Source organism: Mycobacterium sp. 141 (genome assembly GCF_000382405.1).
In the GTDB taxonomy this organism is placed as follows: domain Bacteria; phylum Actinomycetota; class Actinomycetes; order Mycobacteriales; family Mycobacteriaceae; genus Mycobacterium.
In genome coordinates, this window is the sequence record NZ_KB908258.1 from 220,532 (window position 1) to 246,217 (window position 25,686).

Sequence of the window (25,686 nt, forward strand, 5' to 3'; positions counted from 1 at the left end):
CCTTTCGGTCCGTTCATCGTCAGGCAAGGCGAGTGTAGGGCCGGGCGCCGACAAGTCCCGGTAGGTGCATCGGCATGGCCCAGCGCCGGATGCCCCGATAACCTCATCCGATGAGCACTCGGACCAACACCCTGCTGCTGTTGCGTCACGCCAAGTCGGACTATCCCGACGGAGTCACCGACCATGAGCGCCCGTTGGCGGCCCGGGGAAGCCGGGAGGCTGCGCTGGCCGGCGACTGGATCAGGGCCAATGTCCCGGTGATCGACGCGGTGCTGTGTTCGACGGCGGCCCGTACCCGGCAAACCTTGGCCCGCACCGGGCTCGACGCACCGGTGCGCTACGTCGACCGCCTCTACGACGCGACGCCGGGCACCTTGATCGATGTGGTCAACGGCGTCGAGTCACTGTTCGGTGCAGACGCGTCGACGGTCTTGCTGATCGGCCACGAGCCGGCCATCTCGGCGACAGCGCTCGGGCTGTCCGATGGCAGCAATACCGCAGCGGCCGAAGAGATTTCGCTGAAGTTCCCCACGTCGGCCATTGCGGTGCTGCAGACGCCCAGCCCGTGGCACGAACTGGGTTTGGGCGGAGCCGAACTGGTCGCCTTCCACATCCCGCGGTGAGAGCGGGAAAGCTCAGGAATTGGTGTTGAGCGTGAGCTCCATCAGCTTGATAGCCATCGAGCACGCATCGATACCCGGCGCCTGCGGGTTCACCCACCAACCCACCACGCCGGCGGCGTCACTGGCCACACCGCACGCACCGTTGGGATCGTTGGGCTTCATCACGATCGAATCGACCCCGTTGATCCGGCGGGATTCGATCGCATACTGCAGCTGCTGCGCCACCTTGCGTTCGTTGTCCAGGCTGCCCTGCTCGTACCAGAAGCGGGTGATGTCGATCAGGCCTGCCGGGTTGGCCGCCTGCCAACGGCACACCGCACCGACGAAGGTGCTCTGGATGTCCAGCGGATCCGCACCCACGGTCTTGGCCAGGATGTCCTGGGTCAGGACGTCACATTCCTTGAGCAGGTTCGGGTACTGCTTCTCGGACCTGTTGTTGCTGGGTCCGCCGCCGGAACCCTCCTTGGCGGCGACACCCTCGACCGTGCGGGTGCAGCCGGTCAGCCCGGCGAACACGGCCAGGCCGGCCACCATGACGGCGAGTCCCTTACGGACCCTGCTCACGCTCATTTCGAGTTCACAATCGACTGACGGGCGAGCTCCTTGGCCACGCCGCATGGTTCCGGAAACGGCTTCTGGTCGAAACTGACCGACCACTCGATGAAGTCGTCGTCGAACTGGATGCCGACCTCGCACAGGTTGGAGGTGTTCTGCAACGGGTCCTGGCCGATGGCCACGAAACCGCTGTGTCCCTCGATGTTGATGTCGTCCACACTGGTGCGCGACAACTCCTCGGTCTTGCGTTCCCGCCCGATCGGGCTGCCCCGGAACCAGGTGAACGAGAAGTGCGGGCCCAGGATGCTGCCGCTTTGCAGCCACTGACAGCCCGACGAGTTGACCGCGGTGTTGACCAGACCCTGCACCTGGGTCAGCTCCGCGACCGTCTGGTCGCTGATCCCGCCACACTGCGGAAAGAACGGCCCGTGCTTGGCGGCGGCAGTCGCCGAGGGCGACGCTGACGGCACCGACGGCCCCGTCGACTCGCCGGAACCCGAGCAGGCAGCGAACACCGGAACCACGGCAGCAGCCAGCACTGCCATCTGGATGGCGGTGCGGGTCCGTCGTATCGGCGTCGCGCGTCCAGTCACGCCATGCACTGTAGCTGCACCCCGTGTGGGCAACCACCGACATGCCGATTGACCTGGACTTCCGGTTCGTTTTTCCGTGAGCGGCCAAACAGGTTGGGTGCGGCCGCGGTGTGCGACAGTAGCTGGATGCTCTGGGCGGTGCTGCGGCGGTATGTGCGGCCGTACCGGTCTCTGCTGGCCGTGGTGGCCGGGCTTCAGGTGATCAGCACCCTGGCGTCGCTGTATCTGCCGACCGTCAACGCCGCGATCATCGACGACGGAGTGGCCAAGGGCGACACCGGCCGGATCATCGACCTGGGCGGGGTGATGCTCGGCGTGACCGGACTGCAGGTGCTGTGCGCGGTGGGCGCGGTGTTCTTCGGCTCGCGAGCGGCGATGAGCTTCGGGCGCGACCTGCGCTCGGCGATCTTCCAGCACGTCACGACGTTCTCCGCCGCCGAGACGGCACGGTTCGGCGCCCCGACGCTGCTGACCCGCACCACCAACGACGTCGGGCAGATCCAGCAGCTGCTGCAGCTGACCTGCACGATGCTGGTCACCGCACCGATCATGTCGATCGGCGGCATCGTCATGGCCGTGCACCAGGACGCCGGGTTGTCGTGGCTGTTGCTCATCAGCGTGCCGGTGCTGGCGCTGGCCAACTACACGATCATCAGGCGGTTGATGCCCGTCTACCGCCGGTTGCAGCGCGTCATCGACGGCATCAACCGGGTGATGCGCGACCAACTGTCGGGCATCCGGGTGATCCGGGCCTTCTCCCGCGAACCCTTCGAACGGGCGCGGTTCGCGGGAGCAAACGAGGCGCTGGCAGGTACCGCGATCGAGGGCGGGCGCTGGCAGGCGCTGATGCTGCCCGTCACCACGCTGGTGATCAACGTCTCCAGCGTTGCGCTGATCTGGTTCGGTGGCCTGCGGATCGACGCGGGCCATATGCAGGTGGGTTCCCTGATCGCGTTCCTGGCCTATTTCATGCAGATCCTGATGGCCGTGTTGATGGCGACGTTCCTGCTGGTGCTGTTTCCGCGGGCCTCGGTATGCGCCGAACGGGTCACCGAGGTGCTGGACACCGCGCCCGCGATCACCAGTCCCGCGCACCCGCAGCAGCCACGGGCTCACACCGGCGAAATCACCCTGCAGAACGCCACCTTCAGCTATCCGGGTGCGGATCGACCTGTGCTGCAAAATGTTTCCTTCACGGCACGACCCGGGACGACGACCGCGGTAGTCGGCTCGACGGGATCGGGCAAGTCGACGCTGCTGTCGCTGATCTGCCGGCTGTACGACGTCACCGCGGGTGCGGTCCGGGTCGACGGCGTCGATGTCCGCAATCAGGACATCGAGGAACTCTGGTCGATGATCGGCCTGGTGCCGCAGCGCGGCTACCTGTTCACCGGGACGGTCGCGGAGAACCTGGGCTACGGCGCGGCCCCGGGGCAGGTGCTGACCGACGACGACATGTGGGAGGCGCTTCGGGTCGCGGCCGCCGACGATTTCGTGCGCGCGCACCCCGAAGGCCTGCAGATGCCGGTGGCCCAGGGCGGCGTCAACTTCTCCGGCGGGCAACGCCAGCGGCTGGCCATCGCACGCGCCGTGATCCGCCGGCCCGCGATCTACCTTTTCGACGACGTATTCTCCACGCTGGACGTCCACACCGACGCCAAGGTGCGGGATTCGCTGCGTGCGGTGTCGAGCAAGGCGACGGTGCTCATCGTGTCGCAGCGGATCTCGACGGTGGTCGATGCCGATCAGATCGTGGTCGTCGACGATGGCCGCATCGTCGGCGTCGGCGACCACGAGACGCTGCTGGGCGACTGCCCCACGTATGCCGAATTCGTCGAGTCGCAGTCGGTGGGCGCAGGAGAGCCCTCATGAGCATCCCGTCCGCGCGCCGCGCGATGCTCGCCGCACCCGCAGAACGCACGCGCGACTTCCGTGGTTCGACGCTGAGGCTCGTCAAGCTGCTGGTGCCGCAACGCGGGCCGGCGATCGCGGTGATAGTGCTCGGTGTCGCCGGGGTCGCGATCGGTGTGATCGGCCCGCGCATTCTCGGCCACGCCACCGATCTGCTGTTCAACGGGGTGATCGGGCGTGAATTGCCTGCGGGCCTGACCAAGGAGCAGGCCATCGCGGCGGCCCGGGCTCGCGGCGACGGTGCATTCGCCGATCTGCTGTCCGGCATGAACGTGATCCCAGGACACGGCGTGGATTTCGCTGCGGTGGGCCGCACCCTGGCCCTGGCGCTGGGCCTGTATCTGCTTGCCGCGCTGTTCGTCTGGGTCCAGGCGCGGTTGCTCGTGGTGGTGGTACAGCGCACCATGGCCGCGCTACGCGCCGACGTCGAGAACAAGATCCACCGACTGCCGTTGTCCTACTTCGACTCCCGGCAGCGCGGCGAGCTGCTCAGCCGTGTCACCAACGACATCGACAACATCTCGTCGTCAGTGTCGATGACCATCAATCAGCTCATGAGTGCAGTCCTCACGGTGATTGCCGTGCTGGTGATGATGCTGACGATCTCGCCGTTGCTCACCGCGCTGACCGTGATGACGGTACCGCTCTCATTGTGGGTGACCCGCTGGATCGCCCGTCGGTCACAAAAACTGTTTGTCGCGCAATGGCGCAACACCGGGCGGCTCAACGCACACATCGAGGAGACTTACAGCGGTTTCACCATCGTCAAGACGTTCGGTCATCAGGCCGCAGCCCGACAACGGTTCGCCGAGCTCAACGGCGAGGTGTTCCAGTCGAGCTTCGCCGCGCAGTTCTTCTCCGGCCTGGTCGCACCCGCAACGATGTTCATCGGCAACCTCAGCTACGTTGCCGTCGCCGTGGTGGGCGGCCTGCAGGTGGCCACCGGCCAGATCACCCTCGGCAGCATCCAGGCCTTCGTCCAGTACGTGCGGCAGTTCAACCAACCACTCACCCAGCTCGCCGGGATGTACAACACCATGCAGTCCGGAGTAGCCAGCGCGGAGCGGGTTTTCGACCTGCTCGACACCGCCGAGGAGACCCCCGAGCCGCCCGATCGGCTCGACATCCGCGGCGGCCGCGTGGAATTCGACCGCGTCAGCTTCAGTTACCGGCCGGGCACCCCGGTGATCGAGGATCTGTCACTGGCCGCCGAACCGGGCAGCACGGTGGCCATCGTCGGGCCGACCGGAGCGGGTAAGACCACGCTGGTGAACCTGCTGATGCGGTTCTATGACGTTGATTCCGGACACATCCGCATCGACGGGGTGGACATCTCGACCGTCAGCCGCCAATCTCTGCGCTCGTCGATCGGCATGGTGCTGCAGGACACGTGGTTGTTCGGCGGCACGATCTACGACAACATCGCCTACGGCCGCCCGGATGCCGACGAGGGCGAGGTGATCGCGGCGGCAAAGGCCGCTCATGTGGACCGGTTCGTGCATACGCTGCCCGACGGCTACGCCACGCACGTCAGCGATGACGGCGGCAGTATCAGCGCCGGCGAGAAGCAACTGATCACGATCGCCCGAGCGTTTCTGGCCCGGCCCCGGCTGCTGGTCCTCGACGAGGCCACCAGCTCGGTGGACACCCGCACCGAGTTGCTGATCCAACACGCGATGAACGTATTGCGCCGGGACCGAACCAGTTTCATCATCGCGCATCGGCTCTCGACGATCCGCGACGCCGATCTGATCCTCGTGATGGATGCGGGCCGGATCGTCGAACGTGGCAGCCACGAAGACCTGATGGCAAGTCGCGGCAGGTACTGGGAGATGACCCAGGCCTGAGTCTCGCCGAGACTACGGGTTTTGGCGCGAAATCGCCGGAAACGCACGAGAAACCGTAGTCTCGGCGGGGAAGGCTAGAGTCCCGGGCCCTCGGCGCGCAGATCGTCGACGTTCTTCATGGCATCCCGCAGCTTGCCCAGCCACTCCTCGGTATGTTGACCGACCAACTTGACCGACCAGGCCAGCGCATCGGACCGGGACCGTGCCACACCGGCATCGACGAGGGTGTCCAGCACCTGCCGCTCAGGCTGCTTGAGCCGGGTCATCACCGGAACGGCGATGTGGGTGAACAGGACTCGTTCAGTGCCGTCTCCTGAACTGATTTCCACACCCCAGGAGACCTTGCGGCCGAACTGGTCCTGCGCCTCGTCGGCGATACGCATGCGCTCACCGCGCGTCTCTTCGCGGAACCGGGCGGCCCGGCCGGAGGCCCTGGCCTCACTCTCACCGTCGGCGGGATCCGGCAACCGTCCGATGACGGTGATCTCTTCGCGGTCGACGACGACCGTGGGGTCACCGGTGAACCAGCTATCGGGCAGTCGCCCGGCGAACCACTCGGCGGCATCGTGGGCGGCGGGCTGCTGAGCTTGCTGCCAGCCGCCGCGGCTGTGTTGATGGTGTTGCTTCATGTATTACATGATTACACTGTTACAGCACTGGTAGAGCGGCGTTCACCACCGGCGAACACCCACGGGTCAGTTGCGCTTGAGCAGCAGAGCCGCGCCGCCGGCCAGTACCAGCGCGACCAGCAGCAGCCCGGCCCAACCGGGGCCCATGAGCCACCACACCACGCCAAGCACGACGATGACCGGCGACAATGCGAACAGCACCATGCCCGGGTGCTGCTTGATGACCGCGAGGGCGCTCTGTGCCCGGACCCGGTCGATTTCCTTTGCCATGACACCAGGATGCCAGCGCACAGCGCCGACGTTCATGCCGCGGCCTCCAACTCCAACAGCAGCCGCTTGGCGTCGACCCCGCCGAGGTAGCCACCCATCGCGCCGTCGCTGCGGACCACCCGGTGACACGGCACCACGACCGGAAGCGGGTTGGTGGCACAGGCCGTCCCGACGGCGCGCACGGCCTTCGGGTTTCCGGCCAGGCGTGCCACGGCGGCGTAGCTTGCGGTCTGCCCGTAGCCGATCTCGGGTAGATGGTGCAACACCGTGCTGCGGAATCCCGCAGCCAGGCGCCAGTCGAGCGGAAAGTCGAATGTTTTTCGGGCACCGGCGAAGTACTCGTCGAGTTCGCGGGCCGCGATGTCGAGACGGCCCGGTGCGTTCAGGATGCGGGGGCTGATCCTGTCGGCGAGGGTCTGCAGCACCGCGTCGTGGTCCTCACTCGCATACGCGACCCGGACGAGGCCGTGGTCGGTGGCGGCCAGCAACAGCTGGCCGACGGGGCTGTCGACGACGCGGTAGGCGATGTCGAGGACACCGTCGCGCTGCGCATCGGCAGCCAGCCGGGCCTTCAGTACCGCCAGATCGTGAATCATCATGTCGTCGTTGATCATCGAAGCTCTCCCTTGAACGTGCGCCTGAGCGCGGCCACACCGTCTGCAGCCGCGCGGCGGGCGGCCGCCTCGCTGCCACCGAGGATTTCGGCGACATCGCGGTAGGGCAGGCCTGCCAGGTAGTGGTAGGCGACAGCGTGTCGCTGTTTGTCGGCGAGGCGATCCAGCGCCTCGATGAGGTCGTCGTGATGTTCGGGTGCCGGTGGTCGCGGCGGTTCCGGCACAACGTCGACCGGGACCGCCCGGCGTGACCGCGCACGGGTGATATCGACGGCCTTGCGGTGTGCGACAGTCACCAGCCAGGCCTCGACATTGGCGTCGGGGTCCAGGTCGGGATAGGCCTTCAGCGCCGACAGGAAGGTCTCCGACCAGGCGTCATCGGCGTCGATCGGCCCGACGACGGCGCGGCACACCCGCAACACCGTCGGGCCGTGCCGACACACCACTGTCTCGAAAGGCTGTTTGACTGGCACGCTCTGTAGACGCTCCGTCGACGAGTTTCGTGAGGTCTACCGAAAACGCCGCAACCTCAGGGAGTTACTGACCACGAACACCGACGAGAATGCCATGGCGGCCCCGGCCAGCATCGGGTTGAGCAACCCGGCCGCGGCCAGTGGCAGCGCTGCGACGTTGTAGGCGAACGCCCAGAACAGGTTTCCCTTGATGGTCGCGAGCGTGCGCCGGGACAGCCGGATGGCGTCCGGAGCCGCCCGCAGATCGCCGCGCACCAGCGTCAGATCACTGGCCTCGATGGCGACGTCGGTCCCGGTTCCCATCGCGAGCCCCAGATCGGCCTGCGCCAGTGCGGCGGCATCGTTGACCCCGTCGCCCACCATGGCGACCACGGCACCGTCGCTCTGCAACCGTCTGATCACGTCGACCTTGTCCTGCGGCAGCACCTCGGCGTAAACATCCTTGATACCAACCTGTTTGGCGATAGCACGGGCGGCGGCCTGGTTGTCGCCGGTCAGCATGATCGGAGTCAACCCGAGGGTACGCAGCTCGGCGATGGCCTCCGCGGAGGTGGGCTTGACCGCATCGGCCACCACGAGCACCGCCCGGGCCGCACCGTCCCAGCCCACCGCGACCGCCGTACGTCCCTGCGCCTCGGCATCGCGCACGGCCGCGTCGAGCGGCTCCGGCAGCGGCAGTGCCCAATCGGCCAGCAACCGGCGCCGGCCGACCACGACCGCATGGCCGTCGACGACCCCCTGCACACCGAGACCGGCCACATTGCCGAAGTTCTCCACCGCGGGCAGCTCACCGACCTTGGCGCGCGCGCTCGTCGCAATGGCCTTGGCGATCGGGTGTTCCGACGCATTTTCCAGGGCGCCGGCCAGGCGCAGCGCCTCGGCGTCGTCCACGCCGTCTGTGGTGATGACGTCAAGCAGCGTCATCGCGCCGGTGGTGACGGTCCCGGTCTTGTCGAGCACGATGGTGTCGACCTTGCGCGTTGACTCCAGCACCTCGGGTCCCTTGATGAGGATGCCCAGCTGCGCTCCGCGCCCGGTACCGACCAGCAGCGCGGTCGGGGTCGCAAGACCGAGTGCGCACGGGCAGGCGATGATCAACACGGCCACGGCCGCGGTGAACGCGGCGGCCACCGAACCACCGGTGCCGATCCAGAAGCCCAGCGTGGCGACCGCCAGTGCGATGACGATCGGCACGAAGACGCCCGAGATCCGGTCGGCCAGGCGTTGCGCCTGCGCCTTGCCGTTCTGCGCGTCCTCGACCAACCGTGCCATCTGTGCCAACTGGGTATCGGAGCCAATCCGGTTGGCGCGCACCACAAGCCGACCGCCCACGTTGACGGTGGCACCGACCACCTGATCGCCCGGGCCGACCTCGACCGGCACCGACTCGCCGGTGAGCATCGATGCGTCGACGGCCGATGAGCCTTCGGCCACCACACCGTCGGTCGCGATCTTCTCCCCCGGCCGGACGACGAATTCGTCGTCGACCCTCAGGTCGTCGATCGGAATCCGTTGTTCAACACCGTTTCTGCGCACCTCCACGTCCTTGGCGCCCAACTCGAGCAGCGCCCGCAGCGCGGCCCCCGCCCGCCGTTTGGACCTGGCCTCGAAGTAGCGTCCGGCCAGGATGAACGTGGTGACGCCGGCAGCCACCTCGAGGTAGATGTTTCCGGTGCCGTCGGTGCGGGAGATGGTCAGCTCGAACGGGTGCTTCATCCCCGCCACCCCGGCGCTGCCGAAGAACAGCGCGTAGAGCGACCAGCCGAACGCGGCGAGGGTACCCATCGAGATCAGCGTGTCCATGGTGGCCGTGCCGTGCCGCAGATTGGTCCATGCGGCACGGTGGAACGGCCAGGCACCCCACACCACAACGGGCGCGGCCAGCGTCAGCGACAACCACTGCCAGTTGGTGAATTGCAGTGCAGGCACCATGGCCATCGCGATGACCGGTACGGCCAGGGCGGCCGAGATCACCAGCCGGGTTCGCAGCGATGCCGTCGGATCATCCTGCACCGGAACCATTTCCGGCTCCGGCGTCGGCACATGTGCGGCATAGCCGGCGTCCTCGACAACCTTGATCAGCGTCTCGGCGGGAACATCGCCGTCAATGTGGGCCTTCTCGGTCGCATAGTTCACCGTGGCGGTGACGCCGTCGAGATGGTTCAGCTTCTTCTCGATGCGTGCGGCACACGAGGCGCACGTCATGCCGCCGATCTGCAGTTCCACGCTCATTTCGCCCTTCCTCATCAGTGCCGGTGCCCGCGCGGCACGGTCACGTGCAGGTACGCCAGCTCCTCGGCCGCGCCGAGCGTCAGGGGCTCCCGACCGGCCGGCACGAAGTCGGTGGACACCACCGCGAGCGCGGCGGCGAATGCGGCGATCTTCGTGCCAGCACTCATCGGATCAGTGCGCCACCTGATAGCCGGCCTCGGCCACGGCATCGTTGATGGCGGCGGCGTCGACGGGCGCGCCGCTCTCGATCGTTACCCGGCCGGTGGACAGGTCGACGTCGACGGCAGTGACCCCGGGGATGCTGCCGACCTGGTCACGCACCGAGGAAACGCAATGCCCGCAGGTCATACCAGTAACAGTGATGGTTTGAATGCTCATAGCGCCATACTATACCCCCCTAGGGTATGAAAGTGAGGCGCCCGTGCACCATAAAGTGGTGGACTCAACACCGGCCGGTTACCGCGCCCTGGTCGTCGACGACGAGACCGCACTGGCCGGCATCGTCGCCAGCTACCTGGACCGTGAACAGTTCGAGGTCAGCCTCGCCCACACGGGGCCCGACGCCCTGGCCGTGGCCCGCGAGGTCGATCCCGACGTCGTGGTGCTCGACCTGGGCCTGCCCGGAATCGACGGCATCGAGGTATGTCGCCGACTGCGCACCTTCTCCGACGCCTACGTGGTGATGCTGACCGCCCGCGACACCGAGCTCGACACCATCGTCGGACTGTCCGTCGGGGCCGATGACTACCTGACCAAGCCATTCAGTCCCCGCGAGCTGGTCGCCCGGGTCAAGGCGATGCTGCGCAGGCCGCGCAACACGACCGCGAGCACGGAGGGCGCCCGGGTGTTCGGACCGCTGCGCATCGACGTCGCAGGCCGGCAGGTATCCATCGACGACGAGCAGATCGTGCTGACCCGCACCGAATTCGATGTGCTCGCCGCACTCTCGGCACACCCCGGCGTGGTGCTCAGCAGACACCGTCTGATCGAAACAGTGTGGGAACAAAGCTATGTCGGCAACGAGCACCTGGTCGACGTCCATATCGGGCACCTGCGACGCAAACTTCGCGACGACCCGGCTGCTCCACGGTACGTGATGACGGTACGCGGCGTCGGGTACAAGATGGGCACCGGCCGATGACGCGCCGCCGGCACGCCGGGCTCGGCACCCGGCTCTTGCTTGCACAGGCCCTGGTGCTGGTCGCCGCAGCCGGAACCACCGGCGTGGTGGCCGCGGTCGTCGGTCCGCCGTTGTTCCGCGAACATCTGCACCGGGCCGGCGTTTCCGGCGATTCGGCCCAGCAGATGCATGCCGAGCAGGCATACGTCTATGCCACCGTCATCTCGGTGGGCGTCGCAATGTGTGTGGCCGCGCTGGCCGCCCTGGTAGTCACCTGGTACCTCAGCCGGCGGCTACAGCGGTCGGTCACCGATGTCGCCACAGCGGCCACCGCCATCGCCGACGGCCGCTACGACTCGCGGGTGCCGCCAGCCCATCTGGGCGACGAATTCGATGCTCTGGCAAAGTCTTTCAACGAGATGGCGAGCCGGCTGCAGGCGATCGACACCAGTCGGCGCAGGTTGTTCGGTGACCTGGCGCATGAGATCCGCACTCCTGTGGCAGTTTTGGATGCCTACGTCGAGGCGATCGAGGATGGTGTACGCACCCTCGACACCGAGACCATGGATGTCCTGCGACAGCACACCCGTCGACTGGTGCGGTTCTCCGACGATGCCGCCGCACTCGCGAAGGCCGAGGAGGGTCAGGCCACAATCGAACCGGCGGCGGTGTCGGTGGCGGATCTGGTGGCGGTCGCGGTGGCCGCTGCCGCTAACCGGTTCGACGCCAAAGGCGTCACCCTGCACGTCGACATCGACACCGCGCTGCCGCATCTATGGGTGGATCCGCACAGACTCGGCCAGGTGCTCGGCAACCTGCTGGACAACGCGCTACGCCACACCCCATCAGGCGGATCCGTCCAAATCGCCGCCAGCACAACCAAGAACATGGTCACACTCACGGTGAGCGACACCGGCGACGGCATCCCTGCCGAGCACCTGCCACACGTCTTCGAACGCTTCTACCGCACAGATACGGCCCGTGACCGCGACCGTGGCGGCTCCGGCATCGGCCTGTCCATCGTCAAGGCCCTCGTCGAAGCCCACCACGGTCGCATCAGCGTCAGCAGCTCCGGCACAGGCACCGGCGCAACGTTCATCGTGACCCTGCCCGCCGATTAGCGGTCAGAGCGTGCCGAGGATGGCACGCATGGTGTCGATCTCCTGCTGCTGCGTGGTGACGATCGAGTGCGCCATTTTCACCGCGTCCGGATACCGACCATCACTGATTTCCGTCTGCGCCATGGTGATCGCACCCTCGTGGTGCGCGATCATCTGGGTCAGGTAGAGCTTGGCGGCTTCGACGCCCTGCGCGTCACGCAGCACGTCCATATCGGCATCGGACATCATGCCCTGCATGTGACCCATTGCGGGCATGGGCGGGTTGCCCCATGCGGTGAGCCAGCCCTGCATCTGCTGGATCTCGGGGGCCTGCGCGGCCTTGATCTGGGTGGCCAGATCGGTCACGCGCTTGTCGATGCCCTGCTTGGCCAGCAGCATGTCGCTCATCTCGACGGCCTGCTGGTGATGCGGGATCATGTGCTGGGCGAACATGACATCGGCGTCGTTATGCGGCTGGCTGCTGGCCGGGGCAGCGGTCGAGGTGCTCGTGGTCGGCTGATCGGTCGGGCTGCTCGCGGGAGTGCCCGAAGAGTTGCTACAGCCCGCCGCGAGCGCAACGGTTGCGAGCGCGGCGGCTCCTGTCGCGATGGTTCTTTTCATGTCCACGGCTCGAGCCTGCCCAGGGTCGATATGGCTGGGCTAGTCGTTCTGTGAAGATTCGATAAAGCTCGTCCGCGCTGTCAGGCCCGCCGCGCGCGGAACAGCTTCACCTCACCCTTGATGCCCTTGAGGCGTCGCGCCCCGGCGAAGGACCACGTGAACCGGTCTGCGTCACCGATCGCCTCGCGCGTGGATTCGGCCACCAGCACGCTCCCCGGCCGCGCGGCCCCGGTGACCCGGCTGGCCAGGTTCACCGGACTGCCGAACCAGTCGCCGGCTCGGCTCACCGCCAGCCCCGTCGCCAGGCCCACCCGCAGCCGCGGGAAATCCTCCTCGGTCTCGGTGACGGCAACCAACGCCAGCGCGGCGTCCAGCAGGGCGCCCGGATCAGTACTGACGAACATGACCGCGTCACCGATGGTCTTGATCAACCGCACGGGCGCCACCGCGACGTCACGCGCCGCGTCGGCCAGCCGGTTGGCCAACCGCTCCAGATCCTCAGGAGGCACAACCTCCCCCAGACTCGTGAACCCCACCAGGTCCGCGAACGCCACGCTGACCAGCCGGGCACCGGGCAACGGCACCCCCTCCGCGCGTTCGGAGGCGTTGACCGCCTCGGTTTCCAGGGCGTGGCGCAGCTGGACGAACAGCATGTTCTGGATCATCGGCCCGATAAGCGGGGCCACCGCGGCCACCAATCGCTCGGACCCCTGCGCGATCTGCAGCTCGGTCGCCCCAGGGTTCGACACGGCCGCCAAGGCCGCGTACCGCATCACCTCTGCCGCCCGGCCCAGGCCCTCGGCCAGCACCCGTGTGATGAGCACGATCTGGTCAGGCTCGATCCCGAGTTCGATAAAACGCTGAGCGAGCGCGACGATCTCGGCATCGGCATGCGGCAGCACCGCAGCATCGGGATCAGTGACCGACTGCAGCCCCATCGCCCGCTGCAGGCGCTGCAACAGCTCGGGGTCGATGCCGACCTGCTCGCTGACCTCACGCGCCGACACGTACTGGCCGTCGTCCCCGAGGATTCGGCGCGGGGCCAGCAGTGCCGGGGCGATCTCGTGGCGGATCTGGTCGACGGTGATCCCCCGGTCCAGCAGCCACGGAATCAGCTCGGCGCGCTGTGCGCGTGCATCACCCTCCAGACCCTCGAGTAAACCGTCGTCAGACACCACCTCAACGTATCTCGTCAATGCGGCACCGAAGACTCGATCATCGTGGCCGCCGGCCCTGAAGATGAATGTGGTTGAGTGCCTCTGGTGAGCGAGGTACTGCGGGGGCTGGCGCCCATCGTCGGCGAACGGCCGCGGCTGCTCATCCTCGGCAACATGCCGAGTGTCACGTCGCTGGCCGCCCGGGAGTACTACGGCAACCCGCGCAATGCGTTCTGGCGGATCGCCGCCGACGTGGTCGGATTCGATGCGGCGAAGCCGTATTCCGAGCGGGTGGCCGCACTGCAGGAGCACGGGATCGCGGTATGGGACGTGCTGCGATCCTGCCGCCGGGTGGGCAGCCTCGATTCGGCAGTAGAGCGAGACAGCATGGTGCCCAACGACTTCAGGCAGTTCTTCGATGATCACCGTGAGATCGAACTGGTGGTGTTCAACGGCGCCGCCGCCGAGGCGAACTACCGCCGCCTTGTGCACATCGAGCCGTCACCGGCCCGGGTGCGGCTGCCGTCCACCAGTCCCGCGCACACCATGGCCTACGCCGACAAGCTGGATGCCTGGCGGGCTGCCATCGGTTGAGTGATCAGGCAATCCGCAGCACGAGGAATTGAGCCTGTTGTCGGGGGTGTGAGTAATATCGAACACATGTTCGACCACCTCGCTGACGCGGCCCTGATCGACGGGTTGGGGGATGCCGCGCGGGCGGAAGCGGCGGCCGTCGCGCGGCGGCTTGCGCTGATCGGTGAGTTGGATGCGCGTCGAGAGCGGGAGCTGGCCGAGACGATCTTCTGGCGCAGCGATCCATTCGAGGAGGTCGCCGCGGAGGTGTCGGCGGCGTTGACCATCAGCCGCACCCGCGCCGGTGGACAGATCCGCAGGGCGCGAGTCCTGCGTGACAAACTCCCGCAGGTAGCGGCGGTGTTCGCCGCCGGGACCATCGATTACCGGGTGGTATGCACCATCATCGCGCGCACCACCTTGGTCGAGGCGGCGGTGTGCCCGCAACTGGATGCCGCAGTGGCCCGCCACGCACCCAAGTGGATGCGCCTGTCGGATCAAAAACTGCAGGATCGGGTCGATCTGTGGGTGGCCAAATACGATCCCGCCGGGGTGCGGATACCTCCAAGTGTGGACGAGTCCCGCCACATCACGGTCGAACCAGCCGGCCCGGGTATGGCGTTGGTGTGGGCCATTGTGCATGCCGGCGACGGTGCGGGTTTCGATCAGCGCCTGGACGCCCTGGCCGCCACCGTGTGTCAGAACGATCCACGCACCCACCAGCAGCGCCGCTCGGATGCGCTCGGGCCGCTGTCGCGCCTGGAAGCACAGTTACCGTGCCGGTGCGGAACTCCGGACTGCCCAGCCACCGCGCAACGCGCAGCGGCTGATGCGGCGGTGGTTCATGTGCTGGCCGAGCAGGCCACCGTCGAAGGGACCTCGAACACGCCCGGGTATCTGCCCGGCTTCGGGATCCAGCCCGCCGAGACGGTACGTGAACTGGCCGCGACGGGCCGCACCACACCGGTCACCGTGCCCACCGAGACGCCGGGGTATCGCCCCTCGGCAGCGTTGCGAAAGTTCATCCGGTGGCGGGATCTGACCTGCAGGTTTCCCGGGTGTGACCGGCCCGCTGTCGCCGCTGACATCGACCACACCGCGCCGTACCCGTACGGGGCGACGCATCCTTCGAACCTCAAGTTGTATTGCCGGCATCATCATTTGGTGAAAACGTTCTGCCCTGGGTGGAGCGATCACCAATTACCCGACGGCACAGTCGTTATCACCTCACCGACCGGGCACGTCTACCGCACCGAACCCCACGGTGCCGCCCTGTTCCCCGCGCTGGCCCACCCGACCGGCGAGATCGTCGTGGCCACCCCGGCCGAGCCCACGCCGTACCGGGCACTGATGATGCCGACCCGCACCCAGACCCGCGAACAGGACCGCCGCGACCGCGTTGCCGCCGAACGCCGCCGCCGCATCGCACTCAACACCGAACAACAACGCCAACATCAAGCCTGGCTCGCCGCCAACTACCAACCACCACCCTTCTGAGCGCAGTGGTTGTCTAGCGTCAGCTGCCGTATCTGCTGGCGTACTCCCCGGGCGTGCAGCCCAGCATGGCGCGGAAGTCGTTGCTGAAATGCGCCTGGTCATACCAGCCGAGACGGACTGCCAGATCGGCGAAGTCGACACCGGGGGTGCTTTCGATCTCCAGTGCGGCCTGCTGCAGCCGATAACGGCAGAGCACCCATTTGACGGGCACCCCGACATAGTGCCGGAACACCCGCTGTGTCGTGCGGGTACTCCACGGCGCATGGATCATCACCTGTTCCACGCGATGCAGCGTCCCGTCTTCCCGCATCCGGTCGAGCAGCGGTGTCAGCGCACGGTATGTCGCATCCGGCTCGGCGGTGCAGGCTCCGACAGCTGCGTCAAGAGCAGCGCCGGCCGTCGCTATATCGTCGTCGAGAAGTATTGGTGCACCGAATAATTCGTCGTCCACCGGCACCACACGGCCGGTCAGCTCACCGGCGTCCCTGCCGAACCGGGCGGTGAAACCCCCGGGGTGAAAACGCGCACCCACCACGGCGCCTCGCCCACTGATCGTGGTGCGGAAGACTTTCGGCACCACGCCGTGCACCAAGGTGTTGGGCAGTGAAACCCCGTGGCGGACCACGTCGTCGCCCCATTCCCGGGTGATGTGTATGGCCGGGAAGGTGATGACGGCACTCTCGAACGGTCCGTCGGCACGCCGGTCCCAGCTCACCGACCAGAACTGCTCGACGAACCGCGCGGCGTCCGGCGACGGCGCCCAGCGGTGCAGATCGAACACCGAGCCCGTACCTGCCCGGCCCACGACACCGCGCACCGGCGCGTTCGGTTCTGGCGCGTTTCTCCAAGCAACCATCGAACCCAGGCTACGAAACTGGGCGCCATGAGTGTGAAACCGATTCCCGACGGCTACACGAGCCTCACCCCATTCCTGTGCCTGGACGGCGCGGCCGATGCGATCGACTTCTACGTATCGGTGTTCGGTGCCACGCTGGTGAGCAGGATGGACGGCCCCAACGGCACCGTCGCGCACGCCGAACTGGACTTCGGCGACGGGCGTCTGCAGCTGGGCGATCCGCAGGACGCCTACCAGCTTGCCGCACCCGACAAGGACGCTTACGCGACCGGTTCGATCGCGTTCTACTGCGCCGACGCCGACGCGGTGATCGACCGTGCCGTGGCGGCCGGGGCTGTCATCCGCGAGCCCATCCAGACCTTCGTCACGGGCGACCGGTTTGCTTCCATCATCGATCCGTTCGGTCAACGCTGGAGCGTCATGACCCGCGTCGAGGACGTCTCACCGGAGGAACAGGAACGCCGTCTGAACGAGTGGGCGGCGGCCAACACCTGAGGCCTGCTACACCCAGTCGCCGACCAGCGTGCGTTTGACCTCGAACCGACGCAGCTTGCCCGACGACGTGCGCGGCAGCGCACCAGGTTTGACGAATACGACATCGGCAGGCACCACGCCGCAGCCCGAGGCCACCTGCTGGATGACCTGGCTGCGAGCACCCGCCTCGTCGGGACCGCGGAACTCGGCGGCGATCACCAGGCCGGGCCGGATCGAGCCCTCCCCGACGCCGACGGCCACCACCGCTCCTTCACGAACCCCCGGCACCTGGGCGGCGACCTGCTCGACCTCGGCGGGAAACACGTTGCGCCCGGCAACGGTGATGATTTCCTTGGCCCGGCCGCACACGACCAGTCCGCCGTCGACGAAGTAGCCCAGATCGCCTGTGTGGAACCATTCGTCTGCGCCCCGCGGCTCTTCTCCGAGGTACCCCGACATCATCGACGAACCACGGATGACGACCTCTCCGACCTCGCGGTCGGTGACCTCGACCGCCGCTGCCTCGTGTGGCTCGATCCGCACTTCCATACCGGTCAACGGCTGGCCCAGCACGACATGCTTCCGCGGTGAGGTTCCCGCGTCGGTGCGAAACACCGTCTCGTCCACCAGCATTCCGACACCGGGTATGGGAACGGTTACCGCACAGGTTGATTCGGCCAAACCGTAGGACGGTGACAGCGCATTGGCAGAGAACCCGAACCGGGCCATCTCCACCGCAAACCGCTCGGTCAGCTCACTGTCGACAGGTTCGCCGCCGTTGAGGGCGAAGCGAAGCGCGGACAGATCGACATCGGTGACCCGGCTGGAGTACTTGCCGATCATCCCGTAGGCCATGTTCGGCGCGGCGGTGCAGGTGGACCCGCTCTCGGTCAGCCAGTTCAGCCAGCGGAACGGTGACGCCTGGAAAGCAGAGGTGGGCGCCTGCCAGACCTCCACGCCGGCCACGGCGCCGGACATCAGAAAACTCAGACCCATGTCGTGGTAGAGCGGCAACCACGAACATCCCACCGTGTCCGCTGTGACACCGGTCCGCTCGTTGATGCCGGTCAGGTTGGCCAACATCGCCGCAGGGGAAATCTGCACGGTCCGCGGCAAACCCGTCGAACCCGCGGTGCCCTGCAGAACCGCGACCGGGGCGTCCGCCTCCGGCGCGACGAACGACGTGGAGCGCTGGGCATGCGCCACCCCGACGAGATCGACGACCTGCGGGGTGTCGGCGGCCTCGGTCAACCGCTCCAGGTAGCTGCCCTGGCTCAGGACGCGTTGCACACCGATGCCACGGAACCGATCCAACGTGTTGTGCGCCCACTGTGCGGTTTCGGCCCCGCGCACCGGCCCCGGCAAGATCGACACCGCCGCCCCGGCCAGGAACGAGCCGATGATCGCCGACACCAACTCCGCGGTGGGTTCGCCGACCAGCCCGATGCGCGTCACACCGTCGTCGAGCAACCGCTCGGCCGCGTTCTCAGCGCGCGCCAGGATCTCGGGCCACGGATAGCGTGTCCACTCCCCGTCCTCGAGCAGCACTAGATGATCGGTGCTGGCACCGAGTCGGGCAGTCAGTGCCGCCGCCAGTGGGTTCATCGGGCAACCTCCGCGTGAGTCTCAGTTCCATTGCGATGTTCTCTGAATCGTATGTCCGTCAGACCCTGCATCAACTGTTGGCATGCAGATTTGCCGGATCCGAGAGCCATAGCGTGAAGGTACTCGTTATTTGCCGACATTTGACCGGTCTCGGTACCGGCAACTGTGCTGCATTCCGTCCCCGGCCGACAGGACCCTACGGGCCGTAGAGCAGACATCTTCGGCTGCCCCTTCGGCCCCGGATAACGTGGCGGTATGTCATGCGTGTTCTGTGCCGTCGTCGCCGGTGAGGCGCCCGCCATCCGCATCCACGAGGACGACGACTACCTCGGCATCCTCGACATCCGGCCGTTCACCCGCGGCCACACCTTGGTGATCCCGAAGAAGCACACCGTCGACCTCACCGACACACCACCGGAAACTCTGGCCGGGATGGCCGTCGTCGGGCAGCGCATAGCCCGCGCCGCCCGCGAATCCGGACTCCACGCCGACGGCAACAACATCGTCATCAACGACGGCAAGGCCGCGTTCCAGACTGTGTTCCACATCCACCTGCACGTGGTGCCGCGGCACAACGGCGACAAGCTGTCCTTCGCCAAGGGAGTGCTGGTGCGCCGGGACCCGGATCGCGAGGAGTCCGGCCGGTTGTTACGCGCGGCGTTGGAGGACCTCGACCGATCCACGCGGGATTGAGCCTAGAAAAGCTCTTTCACCAGCAGCTCCAGGGTGGTGTCGCGGGCCGTCGCGGTAGCCGGATCGGTGCCTCGGTGCGCCGAGGCGACCGGGTTGATCATCACCTCATCGACCCCGAACTCCTCGGCCAGCGCCCGTACCTGATCTGCAGCCTCCGTTGGGGATCCGACCACGGCGCGGCGCAGACCCGACACCACCACGGCCTCGGCCTGCGGGGTCAGCGTGGCGGCTTCGGCGTCCTCGACCAGATCGAGTGGCGCCAGCGGCTGCCCGGTGCGCAACCGGCCCATCATCTGCAGCTGGGGTAAGAGCAAAGCCTTTGCCTCATCGGTGGTTTCTGCGACCACGGCTTTGACGGTCAGGAAGGTCACCGGTTCGGCCGCGAGCTCGCTGGGCCGGAATTCGTCGCGGTAGATCTCGAGGGCCTCGGCGGTGCCCTGGCCGGAGAAGTGGTGGGCGAACACGTACGGCAGTCCCTTGGCCGCAGCCAGGTGCGCGGAGTACATCGAGGAACCCAGCAGCCACACCCGAGGCTCGCTGGCTGCGGCCGGCGTCGCCTTGAGCACGTAGTCTTCTTGGTTCTCCCGCAGCAGATCCCGCGACAACGGCACCCGCACCCCGCGGGCGCCCATCAGAGCCACCACGTCGTCGAGGTATTGAGGGAACGCCTCGATATCTTGGAAATCAGCAGCGCCGTCACGTCTGTTGAATCCGCGCAGGGCCAGCGAGGTGACCGGATCCGAACCCGGCGCGCGGCCGATGCCGAGATCGATGCGGCCGGGATGGGCGGCCTCGAGCAGTGCGAACTGTTCGGCGACGGCCAGCGGCGCGTGGTTGGGCAGCATCACTCCGCCCGAACCCAGCCGCAGCTGTGACGTGTGGGCAGCCAGGTGCGCGATCAGCACCGGCGGACTGGTGGCCGCCACCGCCGGCATGTTGTGGTGTTCGGCGACCCAATAGCGGGTGTAGCCCAGCCGGTCGGCGGTCTGCGCGAGGTGCGTCGTGGCCGTCAGCGCATCGGCGGTGGTCTGATCGGTGCGCACCGGGACGAGGTCGAGGACGGAAAGCCGCATGACAGCGTCAACGTCACGGCCGGCCGGGTTCGTTCCCCGGCTCGGTCCCGAGCGCAATGCGCCGGGCGGTGACGAAGATGTCGTCCAGCATGGCCGCGGTGAGCCGGCCGGTGAATGTGTTCTGTTGGCTGGGGTGGAAACAGCCCAGTAACGTCACCTCGCCGAAGGCACTGGTCAGCGGGGCGGTGGCGCCGTGGCCGAATTTGGGCGCCGGCCGCGCCACGGAGCCGACCATGTCCAACGCCGAGCGCCATGCGAAGCCGCCCAGTGCGACGATCACGCGCACGCTGTCGCCGACCATTCGCCACTCGGCGTCCAGCCAGGGCGCGCAGGTGGCCCGCTCGGCGGGCGTGGGCGCGTTGCCGGGTGGCGCGCAGCGCACCGCTGCGGCCATCCGGGTATCGATCAACCGCATGCCGTCGGCGGCGTCGACGGCATGCGCCTGGCTGGCCAGACCGGCCCGGTGCAACGCGGCGAACAGGAAGTCACCGGAGCGGTCTCCGGTGAAGACGCGTCCGGTCCGGTTGGCGCCGTGCGCGGCCGGAGCCAGCCCCACGATCAGGATGCGCGGCCGCGGCGAGCCCAACCCGGTCGCGGGCCGACCCCAGTAGGGCTGATCGGCAAAGGATTTCCGTTTGATCATCGCGACCTCTTCGCGCCACGCCACCAACCGCGGGCAGGCCCGGCACACCGACACCAGCGCGTCGAGTTCGGCAAGGGATCCGGCACCGGCAGCCAGTCGTCGCACCCGCGCCGCCGTCCGCGCCACCGGCGTGTCGGGGCCGGCGGGGTCGCCGGGCCAGCCCGAACCGGGCGGCACCGGGGAGTCGAACAAATCTCCGGTGCTCGGATGAGGCAGTTGAGCCGGTTGCACCCGTCCACTGTGCCGCACGCTGTTACATTCGGCCGCGATAGCCATGACTGACATCAAGCGCGGCCCGCTGCTGTTGATCCTGTCCGCCGCCTTGACCGCAGGCGCCGGCAACGGCATCTCGATGGTGGCATTCCCCTGGTTGGTGTTGCAGCGCAATGGATCCGCGTTCGACGCCGCGATCGTCGCGATGGCCGCGACGCTGCCGCTGCTGGCCGCCACGCTGATCGCCGGCGCAGCCGTGGACTACCTGGGTCGGCGGCGGGTCTCGATGCTCTCGGATGTGCTCTCAGCGCTCTCGGTCGCGACGGTCCCGGTGTTGGCGCTGCTGTTCGGCGTCCAGGTGATCAACGTCGTGGTGCTGGCGGTGCTGGCGGCGTTCGGCGCGTTCTTCGACCCGGCCGGGATGACCGCGCGGCAGACCATGCTGCCCGAGGCGGCCGAGCAGGCGGGCTGGACCCTGGACCACGCCAACAGTGTGTACGAGGCCGTGTTCAACCTCGCCTACATCGTCGGTCCGGGCATCGGCGGCCTGCTCATCGCCGCCGTCGGCGGCATCAACACCATGTGGGTGACGGCCGCGACATTCGCCTGCTCGCTGGCCGCCATCGCGGCGCTGCGCCTGGAGGGCGCCGGCACGCCCGATCGGCAAGCGCTGCCCGACGGCGTGTGGTCGGGCATCGTCGAAGGGCTGCGATTCGTGTGGCACACGCCGGTGTTGCGCACCCTGGCGATCATCGATCTGGTGGCCACCGGGCTGTACATGCCGATGGAGAGCGTGCTGTTCCCCAAGTACTTCACCGACCGCAACCAACCCGCCGAACTCGGCTGGGTGCTGATGGCCATGAGCATCGGCGGGCTGGTGGGTGCCCTCGGCTACGCCGTGGTGTCGAAGTATGTGAGCCGGCGCGCCACCATGCTCACCGCTGTGCTCACTCTCGGGGTGGCGATGACAGTGGTCGCTTTCCTGCCGCCGCTGCCGTTGATCCTGACGATGTGCGCGATCGTGGGCCTGGTCTACGGGCCGATCGCCCCGATCGCCAACTACGTGATGCAGACCCGGGCGCCCCAGCATCTGCGGGGCCGGGTGGTCGGCGTGATGGGCTCGCTCGCATACGCCGCGGGACCGTTGGGCCTCGTGGTGGCCGGCCCGCTGGCCGACGCCTCCGGCCTGCACGCGACGTTCCTGGCGCTGTCACTGCCGATGCTGGTGCTCGGCGTGGTCGCGATCTTCCTGCCCGCGCTGCGGCAATTGGATCGCTCGTAGGATCGCCATGTGCTGTCTGAGCTGATCGCTGCTCTTCCCGCAGGCGTCGTCGTCACCGACCCGGACATCCTGGCCTCCTATCGGCAGGATCGCGCCGCCGATCCGCGCGCGGGCACGCCGCTGGCCGTGGTCCGTCCGACCCGCACCGAGGAGGTCCAGCAGGTGCTGCGGTGGGCCACCGAACACAAGGTGGCGGTGGTGCCGCGCGGTGCGGGCACCGGCCTGTCGGGCGGGGCGACCGCGCTGGACGGCGGCATCGTCTTGTCGACCGAGAAGATGCGCGACATCACCGTCGACACGGCCACCCGGACGGCGGTGGTGCAACCGGGCCTGCTCAACGCCGAGGTGAAGAAAGTCGTTGCAGCCCATGGGTTGTGGTATCCGCCAGATCCGTCGTCGTTCGAGATCTGCAGCATCGGCGGCAATGTCGCCACCAACGCCGGCGGGCTGTGTTGCGTCAAGTACGGCGTCACCACCGACTACGTGCTGGGCCTGCAGGTGGTCCTGGCCGACGGCACCGCGGTGCGACTCGGCGGGCCGCGTCTGAAAGACGTTGCGGGCCTGAGCCTGACGAAGCTGTTCGTGGGCAGCGAGGGCACGCTCGGGGTGGTCACCGAGGTGACGCTGCGGCTGCTGCCGCAGCAACACTCGCCGTGCACGGTGGTGGCCACCTTCGACTCGGTGCAGGCCGCCACAAATTCGGTGGTGGCGGTCACTGCCCGCATCCGGCCGTCGATGCTGGAGTTCATGGATTCGGTGGCCATCAACGCCGTCGAGGACAAGCTGAAGATGGGGCTGGACCGCACGGCGGCGGCCATGATGGTGGCCGCCTCCGACGACCGGGGCGCAGCGGGTGCCGACGACGTCGCGTTCATGGCCGAGGTGTTCACCGAATGCGGTGCCACCGAGGTGTTTTCGACGGCTGATCCCGACGAGGGCGAGGCATTCGTGGCGGCCCGCCGGTTCGCCATCCCGGCCGTGGAAGCCAAGGGCTCACTGCTGCTGGAGGATGTCGGGGTGCCGCTGCCCGCGCTGGCCGAACTGGTGGGCGGCGTGGCGAAAATTGCCGAGGAGCGTGATCTGCTGATCTCGGTGATCGCGCACGCCGGTGACGGCAACACCCATCCGCTGATCGTGTTCGACCCCGCCGATCCCGACATGACGCGTCGGGCCGAGCTGGCGTTCGGCGAGATCATGGAGCTTGCAATCGGATTGGGCGGCACCATCACCGGCGAGCACGGCGTCGGCCGGCTCAAGCAGCCGTGGCTGGCCGGTCAGATCGGCCCCGACGCGATCGCACTCAACCACCGCATCAAGCAGGCGCTGGACCCGGACAACATCCTCAATCCGGGTGCGGCCATCTGAGCAGGTCTCAGGCCAGCCCGAAAGACTCCAGCAGATAGTTGGTGCGCACCGCGATCAGCGCGACGAACAGCACCAAGATGGCCACCGATACGCCGGCTTGAATCGCGTTGCGGTGCTGCTGCGGAGCACGCACGTAGGCCGCGGCCACCGCGGCGCCGGTGACCAGCCCACCGACGTGGCCTTGCCAACTGATCGAACCGGTCCCCAGCGCTGGGCCGACAAACGTGAATACGAGGTTGATGACGATGACCGCGGCTACCCAGCGCACGTCGAGCCGCAGGCGCTTGGCCACCACGAAGATCGCGCCGAACAGCCCGAAGATCGCACCCGACGCACCGGCGGTCGCGGACCCCAGCGGGGACAGCAGATACACGAGCACCGAGCCGCCCAGTCCGCTGAGCGCGTACAGCGCACCGAAGCGCAGCCTGCCGAGCCACGCCTCCAGCGGGGGGCCCACCACGTAGAGCGCCCACATATTGAACAGCAGATGCGCTGCTCCGTAGTGCAGGAATGCCGAGGTGACCAGCCGGTAGTACTGGTCGTGGATGGCGACGCCCGGCGTCCACAGCGTCAGTTCGCTCTCGAGATTCTTCGACGCCATCTGTAGCACGAACATCAGCACGTTGACAGCGATGAGCCCGTAGGTGACCACGGGAGTCCCGGTGCGGGCCTTCCCACCGAACTGGGTGCGCGGCGCACGCACGGACTTGGCCCCTTCCTTGACACAGTCCACGCACTGGTGGCCTACGGCGGCCGAGCGCATGCACTCCGGGCAGATGTGCCGCTGGCAACGCGTGCACCGCACGTAGGTCTGACGGTCGGGGTGCCGGTAGCACGTCGGCGTCGCGGCAGGTGACTGCGGCGTGTCGGGGATGCTCACGGCGCCGAGCCTAGTCGGCGCCGGCACGCGCCCGTGCCAGCCGCCTGATCAGGCCGCCCAGTACGCCTGAGCCTTGATGTTCTTGCGCGGGATGCGGTATTCGTCGCGGAACACCCGCGCCACCGCGCGCGTCATGCGGTTGTTGCACGCGACCCAGCCGAAGTGATCGGCGGCGTCGAACGCCGAGGAGCTGACCGCTTCCAGCAGGTCCTCGCCCTCGCGGACCACCCAGGTGACGTCGGCCGCTCCGGTGATCGGCAGTTCGGGGTCGTCGTCGTACCCCGCTTCGAGGAACACCCGGGCCGGGGCATCGCCGATGGCGTCGAGCAACGAGTTGATGGCGGGCAGCGACGCGGTGTCACCGACGATGACGTAGCCGGCCGGCTGTGGTTCCGGCAGCGCGAAGTTGCTGCCGAGTACCGTCACCTCGAGAACATCGCCGGCGACGGCGTCCCTGGCCCACCGGGTGGCGATCCCGTCATGCATGGCGAAGTCGATGTCGAGAGTGCCCGCCTCGGGATCCGGGTTGACCAATGTGTAGCCACGCTGGTGGGCCTTGGTGCCGTTGGGAAACCAGCCCCGCACCCACATGGTCGGGTGCAGGCGCTGCTCGGCGAGCAGGCGCTCGGCGGTGAAATGCAGCCGCAGGTAGTTCGACGTCAGCTCGGTGCGTCCGGTGACCGTCAGCTCGTAGTCACCGCCCCCGCACAGCCGCACCAACGTGCCTTCCAAGCCACGTGAGGCTTGCTTGCCCCTCATGCTCGCCACCTTTCACCACGACACCACA

At 67.5% G+C, this 25,686-nt stretch carries 28 protein-coding genes; 11 read left to right on the top strand and 17 right to left on the bottom strand.

Annotation, left to right across the window (positions count from 1 at the left end):
- Positions 1–110 precede the first annotated feature (110 nt).
- Positions 111–623 (top strand): histidine phosphatase family protein, encoded by a 513-nt coding sequence (locus H276_RS0108265; protein WP_019970828.1) that lies wholly within the window; start codon positions 111–113, stop codon positions 621–623.
- Between the two features lie 12 nt (positions 624–635).
- On the opposite strand, the gene H276_RS0108270 is transcribed toward H276_RS0108265, so the two are convergent.
- Both H276_RS0108270 and H276_RS0108275 read right to left on the bottom strand, forming a co-directional pair.
- Positions 636–1,193 (bottom strand): DUF3558 domain-containing protein, encoded by a 558-nt coding sequence (locus H276_RS0108270; RefSeq protein WP_019970829.1) that lies wholly within the window; start codon positions 1,191–1,193, stop codon positions 636–638.
- Entirely contained in the window at positions 1,190–1,723 is a 534-nt protein-coding gene (locus H276_RS0108275; protein WP_019970830.1) for a DUF3558 domain-containing protein, read from the bottom strand. Before H276_RS0108275 ends, H276_RS0108270 begins: the two co-directional genes overlap by 4 nt.
- A gap of 174 nt (positions 1,724–1,897) precedes the next feature.
- Here H276_RS0108275 and H276_RS0108280 point away from each other — a divergent pair, with 174 nt between their 5' ends.
- Entirely contained in the window at positions 1,898–3,643 is a 1,746-nt protein-coding gene (locus tag H276_RS0108280; protein WP_026356721.1) for an ABC transporter ATP-binding protein, read from the top strand.
- Complete coding sequence (locus H276_RS0108285) at positions 3,640–5,529, top strand: ABC transporter ATP-binding protein (protein WP_019970832.1); 1,890 nt, start codon at positions 3,640–3,642, stop codon at positions 5,527–5,529. The genes H276_RS0108280 and H276_RS0108285 overlap by 4 nt, the downstream gene beginning before the upstream one ends.
- Before the next feature lie 74 nt (positions 5,530–5,603).
- Here H276_RS0108285 and H276_RS0108290 read toward each other — a convergent pair whose 3' ends face one another.
- The 7 genes from H276_RS0108290 to H276_RS0108320 form a co-directional block, all read right to left on the bottom strand.
- Positions 5,604–6,158, bottom strand: coding sequence for a hypothetical protein (locus tag H276_RS0108290; protein WP_019970833.1), 555 nt, complete (start codon positions 6,156–6,158; stop codon positions 5,604–5,606).
- A gap of 66 nt (positions 6,159–6,224) precedes the next feature.
- Positions 6,225–6,428 carry a hypothetical protein gene (locus H276_RS0108295; protein ID WP_026356722.1) on the bottom strand — a complete coding sequence of 68 codons (204 nt, stop codon included), beginning with the start codon at positions 6,426–6,428 and terminating at the stop codon, positions 6,225–6,227.
- 32 nt (positions 6,429–6,460) lie between these two features.
- Entirely contained in the window at positions 6,461–7,042 is a 582-nt protein-coding gene (locus tag H276_RS0108300) for a methylated-DNA--[protein]-cysteine S-methyltransferase (RefSeq protein ID WP_019970835.1), read from the bottom strand.
- Positions 7,039–7,515 carry an RNA polymerase sigma factor gene (locus H276_RS0108305; RefSeq protein ID WP_019970836.1) on the bottom strand — a complete coding sequence of 159 codons (477 nt, stop codon included), beginning with the start codon at positions 7,513–7,515 and terminating at the stop codon, positions 7,039–7,041. Before H276_RS0108305 ends, H276_RS0108300 begins: the two co-directional genes overlap by 4 nt.
- A gap of 36 nt (positions 7,516–7,551) precedes the next feature.
- The gene (locus H276_RS0108310; protein ID WP_019970837.1) at positions 7,552–9,747 is read right to left on the bottom strand and encodes a cation-translocating P-type ATPase; all 2,196 of its coding nucleotides are present in this window, start codon (positions 9,745–9,747) and stop codon (positions 7,552–7,554) included.
- Positions 9,748–9,761: 14 nt separating this feature from the next.
- Complete coding sequence (locus tag H276_RS24555) at positions 9,762–9,914, bottom strand: hypothetical protein (protein ID WP_019970838.1); 153 nt, start codon at positions 9,912–9,914, stop codon at positions 9,762–9,764.
- A gap of 4 nt (positions 9,915–9,918) precedes the next feature.
- Positions 9,919–10,125, bottom strand: coding sequence for a heavy-metal-associated domain-containing protein (locus tag H276_RS0108320; RefSeq protein ID WP_026356723.1), 207 nt, complete (start codon positions 10,123–10,125; stop codon positions 9,919–9,921).
- 58 nt (positions 10,126–10,183) lie between these two features.
- Here H276_RS0108320 and H276_RS0108325 point away from each other — a divergent pair, with 58 nt between their 5' ends.
- Both H276_RS0108325 and H276_RS0108330 read left to right on the top strand, forming a co-directional pair.
- Positions 10,184–10,888: a response regulator transcription factor gene (locus H276_RS0108325; RefSeq protein ID WP_019970840.1), complete on the top strand. Its 705-nt coding sequence runs from the start codon at positions 10,184–10,186 to the stop codon at positions 10,886–10,888.
- A complete protein-coding gene (locus H276_RS0108330) occupies positions 10,885–11,988 on the top strand; it encodes an ATP-binding protein (protein WP_019970841.1) in 1,104 nt (367 codons plus the stop codon). Before H276_RS0108325 ends, H276_RS0108330 begins: the two co-directional genes overlap by 4 nt.
- Before the next feature lie 3 nt (positions 11,989–11,991).
- Here the strand turns inward: H276_RS0108330 and H276_RS0108335 are convergent, their stop codons facing one another.
- Both H276_RS0108335 and H276_RS0108340 read right to left on the bottom strand, forming a co-directional pair.
- Positions 11,992–12,588, bottom strand: a complete 597-nt coding sequence (locus H276_RS0108335; RefSeq protein WP_019970842.1) for a DUF305 domain-containing protein — start codon at positions 12,586–12,588, stop codon at positions 11,992–11,994.
- A gap of 80 nt (positions 12,589–12,668) precedes the next feature.
- A complete protein-coding gene (locus H276_RS0108340) occupies positions 12,669–13,766 on the bottom strand; it encodes an adenylate/guanylate cyclase domain-containing protein (protein WP_019970843.1) in 1,098 nt (365 codons plus the stop codon).
- A gap of 84 nt (positions 13,767–13,850) precedes the next feature.
- On the opposite strand from H276_RS0108340, the gene H276_RS0108345 reads away from it, so the two are divergent.
- Both H276_RS0108345 and H276_RS0108350 read left to right on the top strand, forming a co-directional pair.
- Complete coding sequence (locus tag H276_RS0108345; protein WP_019970844.1) at positions 13,851–14,339, top strand: DNA-deoxyinosine glycosylase; 489 nt, start codon at positions 13,851–13,853, stop codon at positions 14,337–14,339.
- A gap of 66 nt (positions 14,340–14,405) precedes the next feature.
- Entirely contained in the window at positions 14,406–15,815 is a 1,410-nt protein-coding gene (locus tag H276_RS0108350) for an HNH endonuclease signature motif containing protein (RefSeq protein ID WP_019970845.1), read from the top strand.
- Positions 15,816–15,834: 19 nt separating this feature from the next.
- On the opposite strand, the gene H276_RS0108355 is transcribed toward H276_RS0108350, so the two are convergent.
- Positions 15,835–16,671 (bottom strand): helix-turn-helix domain-containing protein, encoded by an 837-nt coding sequence (locus tag H276_RS0108355; protein ID WP_026356724.1) that lies wholly within the window; start codon positions 16,669–16,671, stop codon positions 15,835–15,837.
- A 27-nt stretch (positions 16,672–16,698) separates the two neighbouring features.
- On the opposite strand from H276_RS0108355, the gene H276_RS0108360 reads away from it, so the two are divergent.
- The gene (locus tag H276_RS0108360; RefSeq protein WP_019970847.1) at positions 16,699–17,166 is read left to right on the top strand and encodes a glyoxalase/bleomycin resistance/extradiol dioxygenase family protein; all 468 of its coding nucleotides are present in this window, start codon (positions 16,699–16,701) and stop codon (positions 17,164–17,166) included.
- A gap of 6 nt (positions 17,167–17,172) precedes the next feature.
- Here H276_RS0108360 and mbtM read toward each other — a convergent pair whose 3' ends face one another.
- Positions 17,173–18,750 carry a long-chain-fatty acid--ACP ligase MbtM gene (mbtM, locus tag H276_RS0108365; protein ID WP_019970848.1) on the bottom strand — a complete coding sequence of 526 codons (1,578 nt, stop codon included), beginning with the start codon at positions 18,748–18,750 and terminating at the stop codon, positions 17,173–17,175.
- Between the two features lie 255 nt (positions 18,751–19,005).
- Between mbtM and H276_RS0108370 the strand changes: the two genes are divergently transcribed.
- Entirely contained in the window at positions 19,006–19,443 is a 438-nt protein-coding gene (locus H276_RS0108370) for an HIT family protein (RefSeq protein WP_019970849.1), read from the top strand.
- Positions 19,444–19,445: 2 nt separating this feature from the next.
- Here H276_RS0108370 and H276_RS0108375 read toward each other — a convergent pair whose 3' ends face one another.
- Both H276_RS0108375 and H276_RS0108380 read right to left on the bottom strand, forming a co-directional pair.
- Positions 19,446–20,516, bottom strand: a complete 1,071-nt coding sequence (locus H276_RS0108375) for an LLM class flavin-dependent oxidoreductase (protein WP_019970850.1) — start codon at positions 20,514–20,516, stop codon at positions 19,446–19,448.
- 13 nt (positions 20,517–20,529) lie between these two features.
- Positions 20,530–21,435, bottom strand: a complete 906-nt coding sequence (locus tag H276_RS0108380; protein WP_019970851.1) for a uracil-DNA glycosylase — start codon at positions 21,433–21,435, stop codon at positions 20,530–20,532.
- On the opposite strand from H276_RS0108380, the gene H276_RS0108385 reads away from it, so the two are divergent.
- Together H276_RS0108385 and H276_RS0108390 are read left to right on the top strand one after the other, a co-directional pair.
- Positions 21,434–22,654 carry an MFS transporter gene (locus tag H276_RS0108385; RefSeq protein WP_019970852.1) on the top strand — a complete coding sequence of 407 codons (1,221 nt, stop codon included), beginning with the start codon at positions 21,434–21,436 and terminating at the stop codon, positions 22,652–22,654. The genes H276_RS0108380 and H276_RS0108385 overlap by 2 nt on opposite strands.
- Before the next feature lie 9 nt (positions 22,655–22,663).
- Positions 22,664–24,019 (top strand): FAD-binding oxidoreductase, encoded by a 1,356-nt coding sequence (locus H276_RS0108390; protein WP_019970853.1) that lies wholly within the window; start codon positions 22,664–22,666, stop codon positions 24,017–24,019.
- Positions 24,020–24,026: 7 nt separating this feature from the next.
- Here the strand turns inward: H276_RS0108390 and H276_RS0108395 are convergent, their stop codons facing one another.
- Together H276_RS0108395 and H276_RS0108400 are read right to left on the bottom strand one after the other, a co-directional pair.
- The gene (locus H276_RS0108395) at positions 24,027–24,899 is read right to left on the bottom strand and encodes a rhomboid family intramembrane serine protease (protein ID WP_081625430.1); all 873 of its coding nucleotides are present in this window, start codon (positions 24,897–24,899) and stop codon (positions 24,027–24,029) included.
- Positions 24,900–24,947: 48 nt separating this feature from the next.
- Positions 24,948–25,658, bottom strand: coding sequence for a siderophore-interacting protein (locus tag H276_RS0108400; RefSeq protein WP_019970855.1), 711 nt, complete (start codon positions 25,656–25,658; stop codon positions 24,948–24,950).
- Between the last annotated feature and the right edge of the window lie 28 nt (positions 25,659–25,686).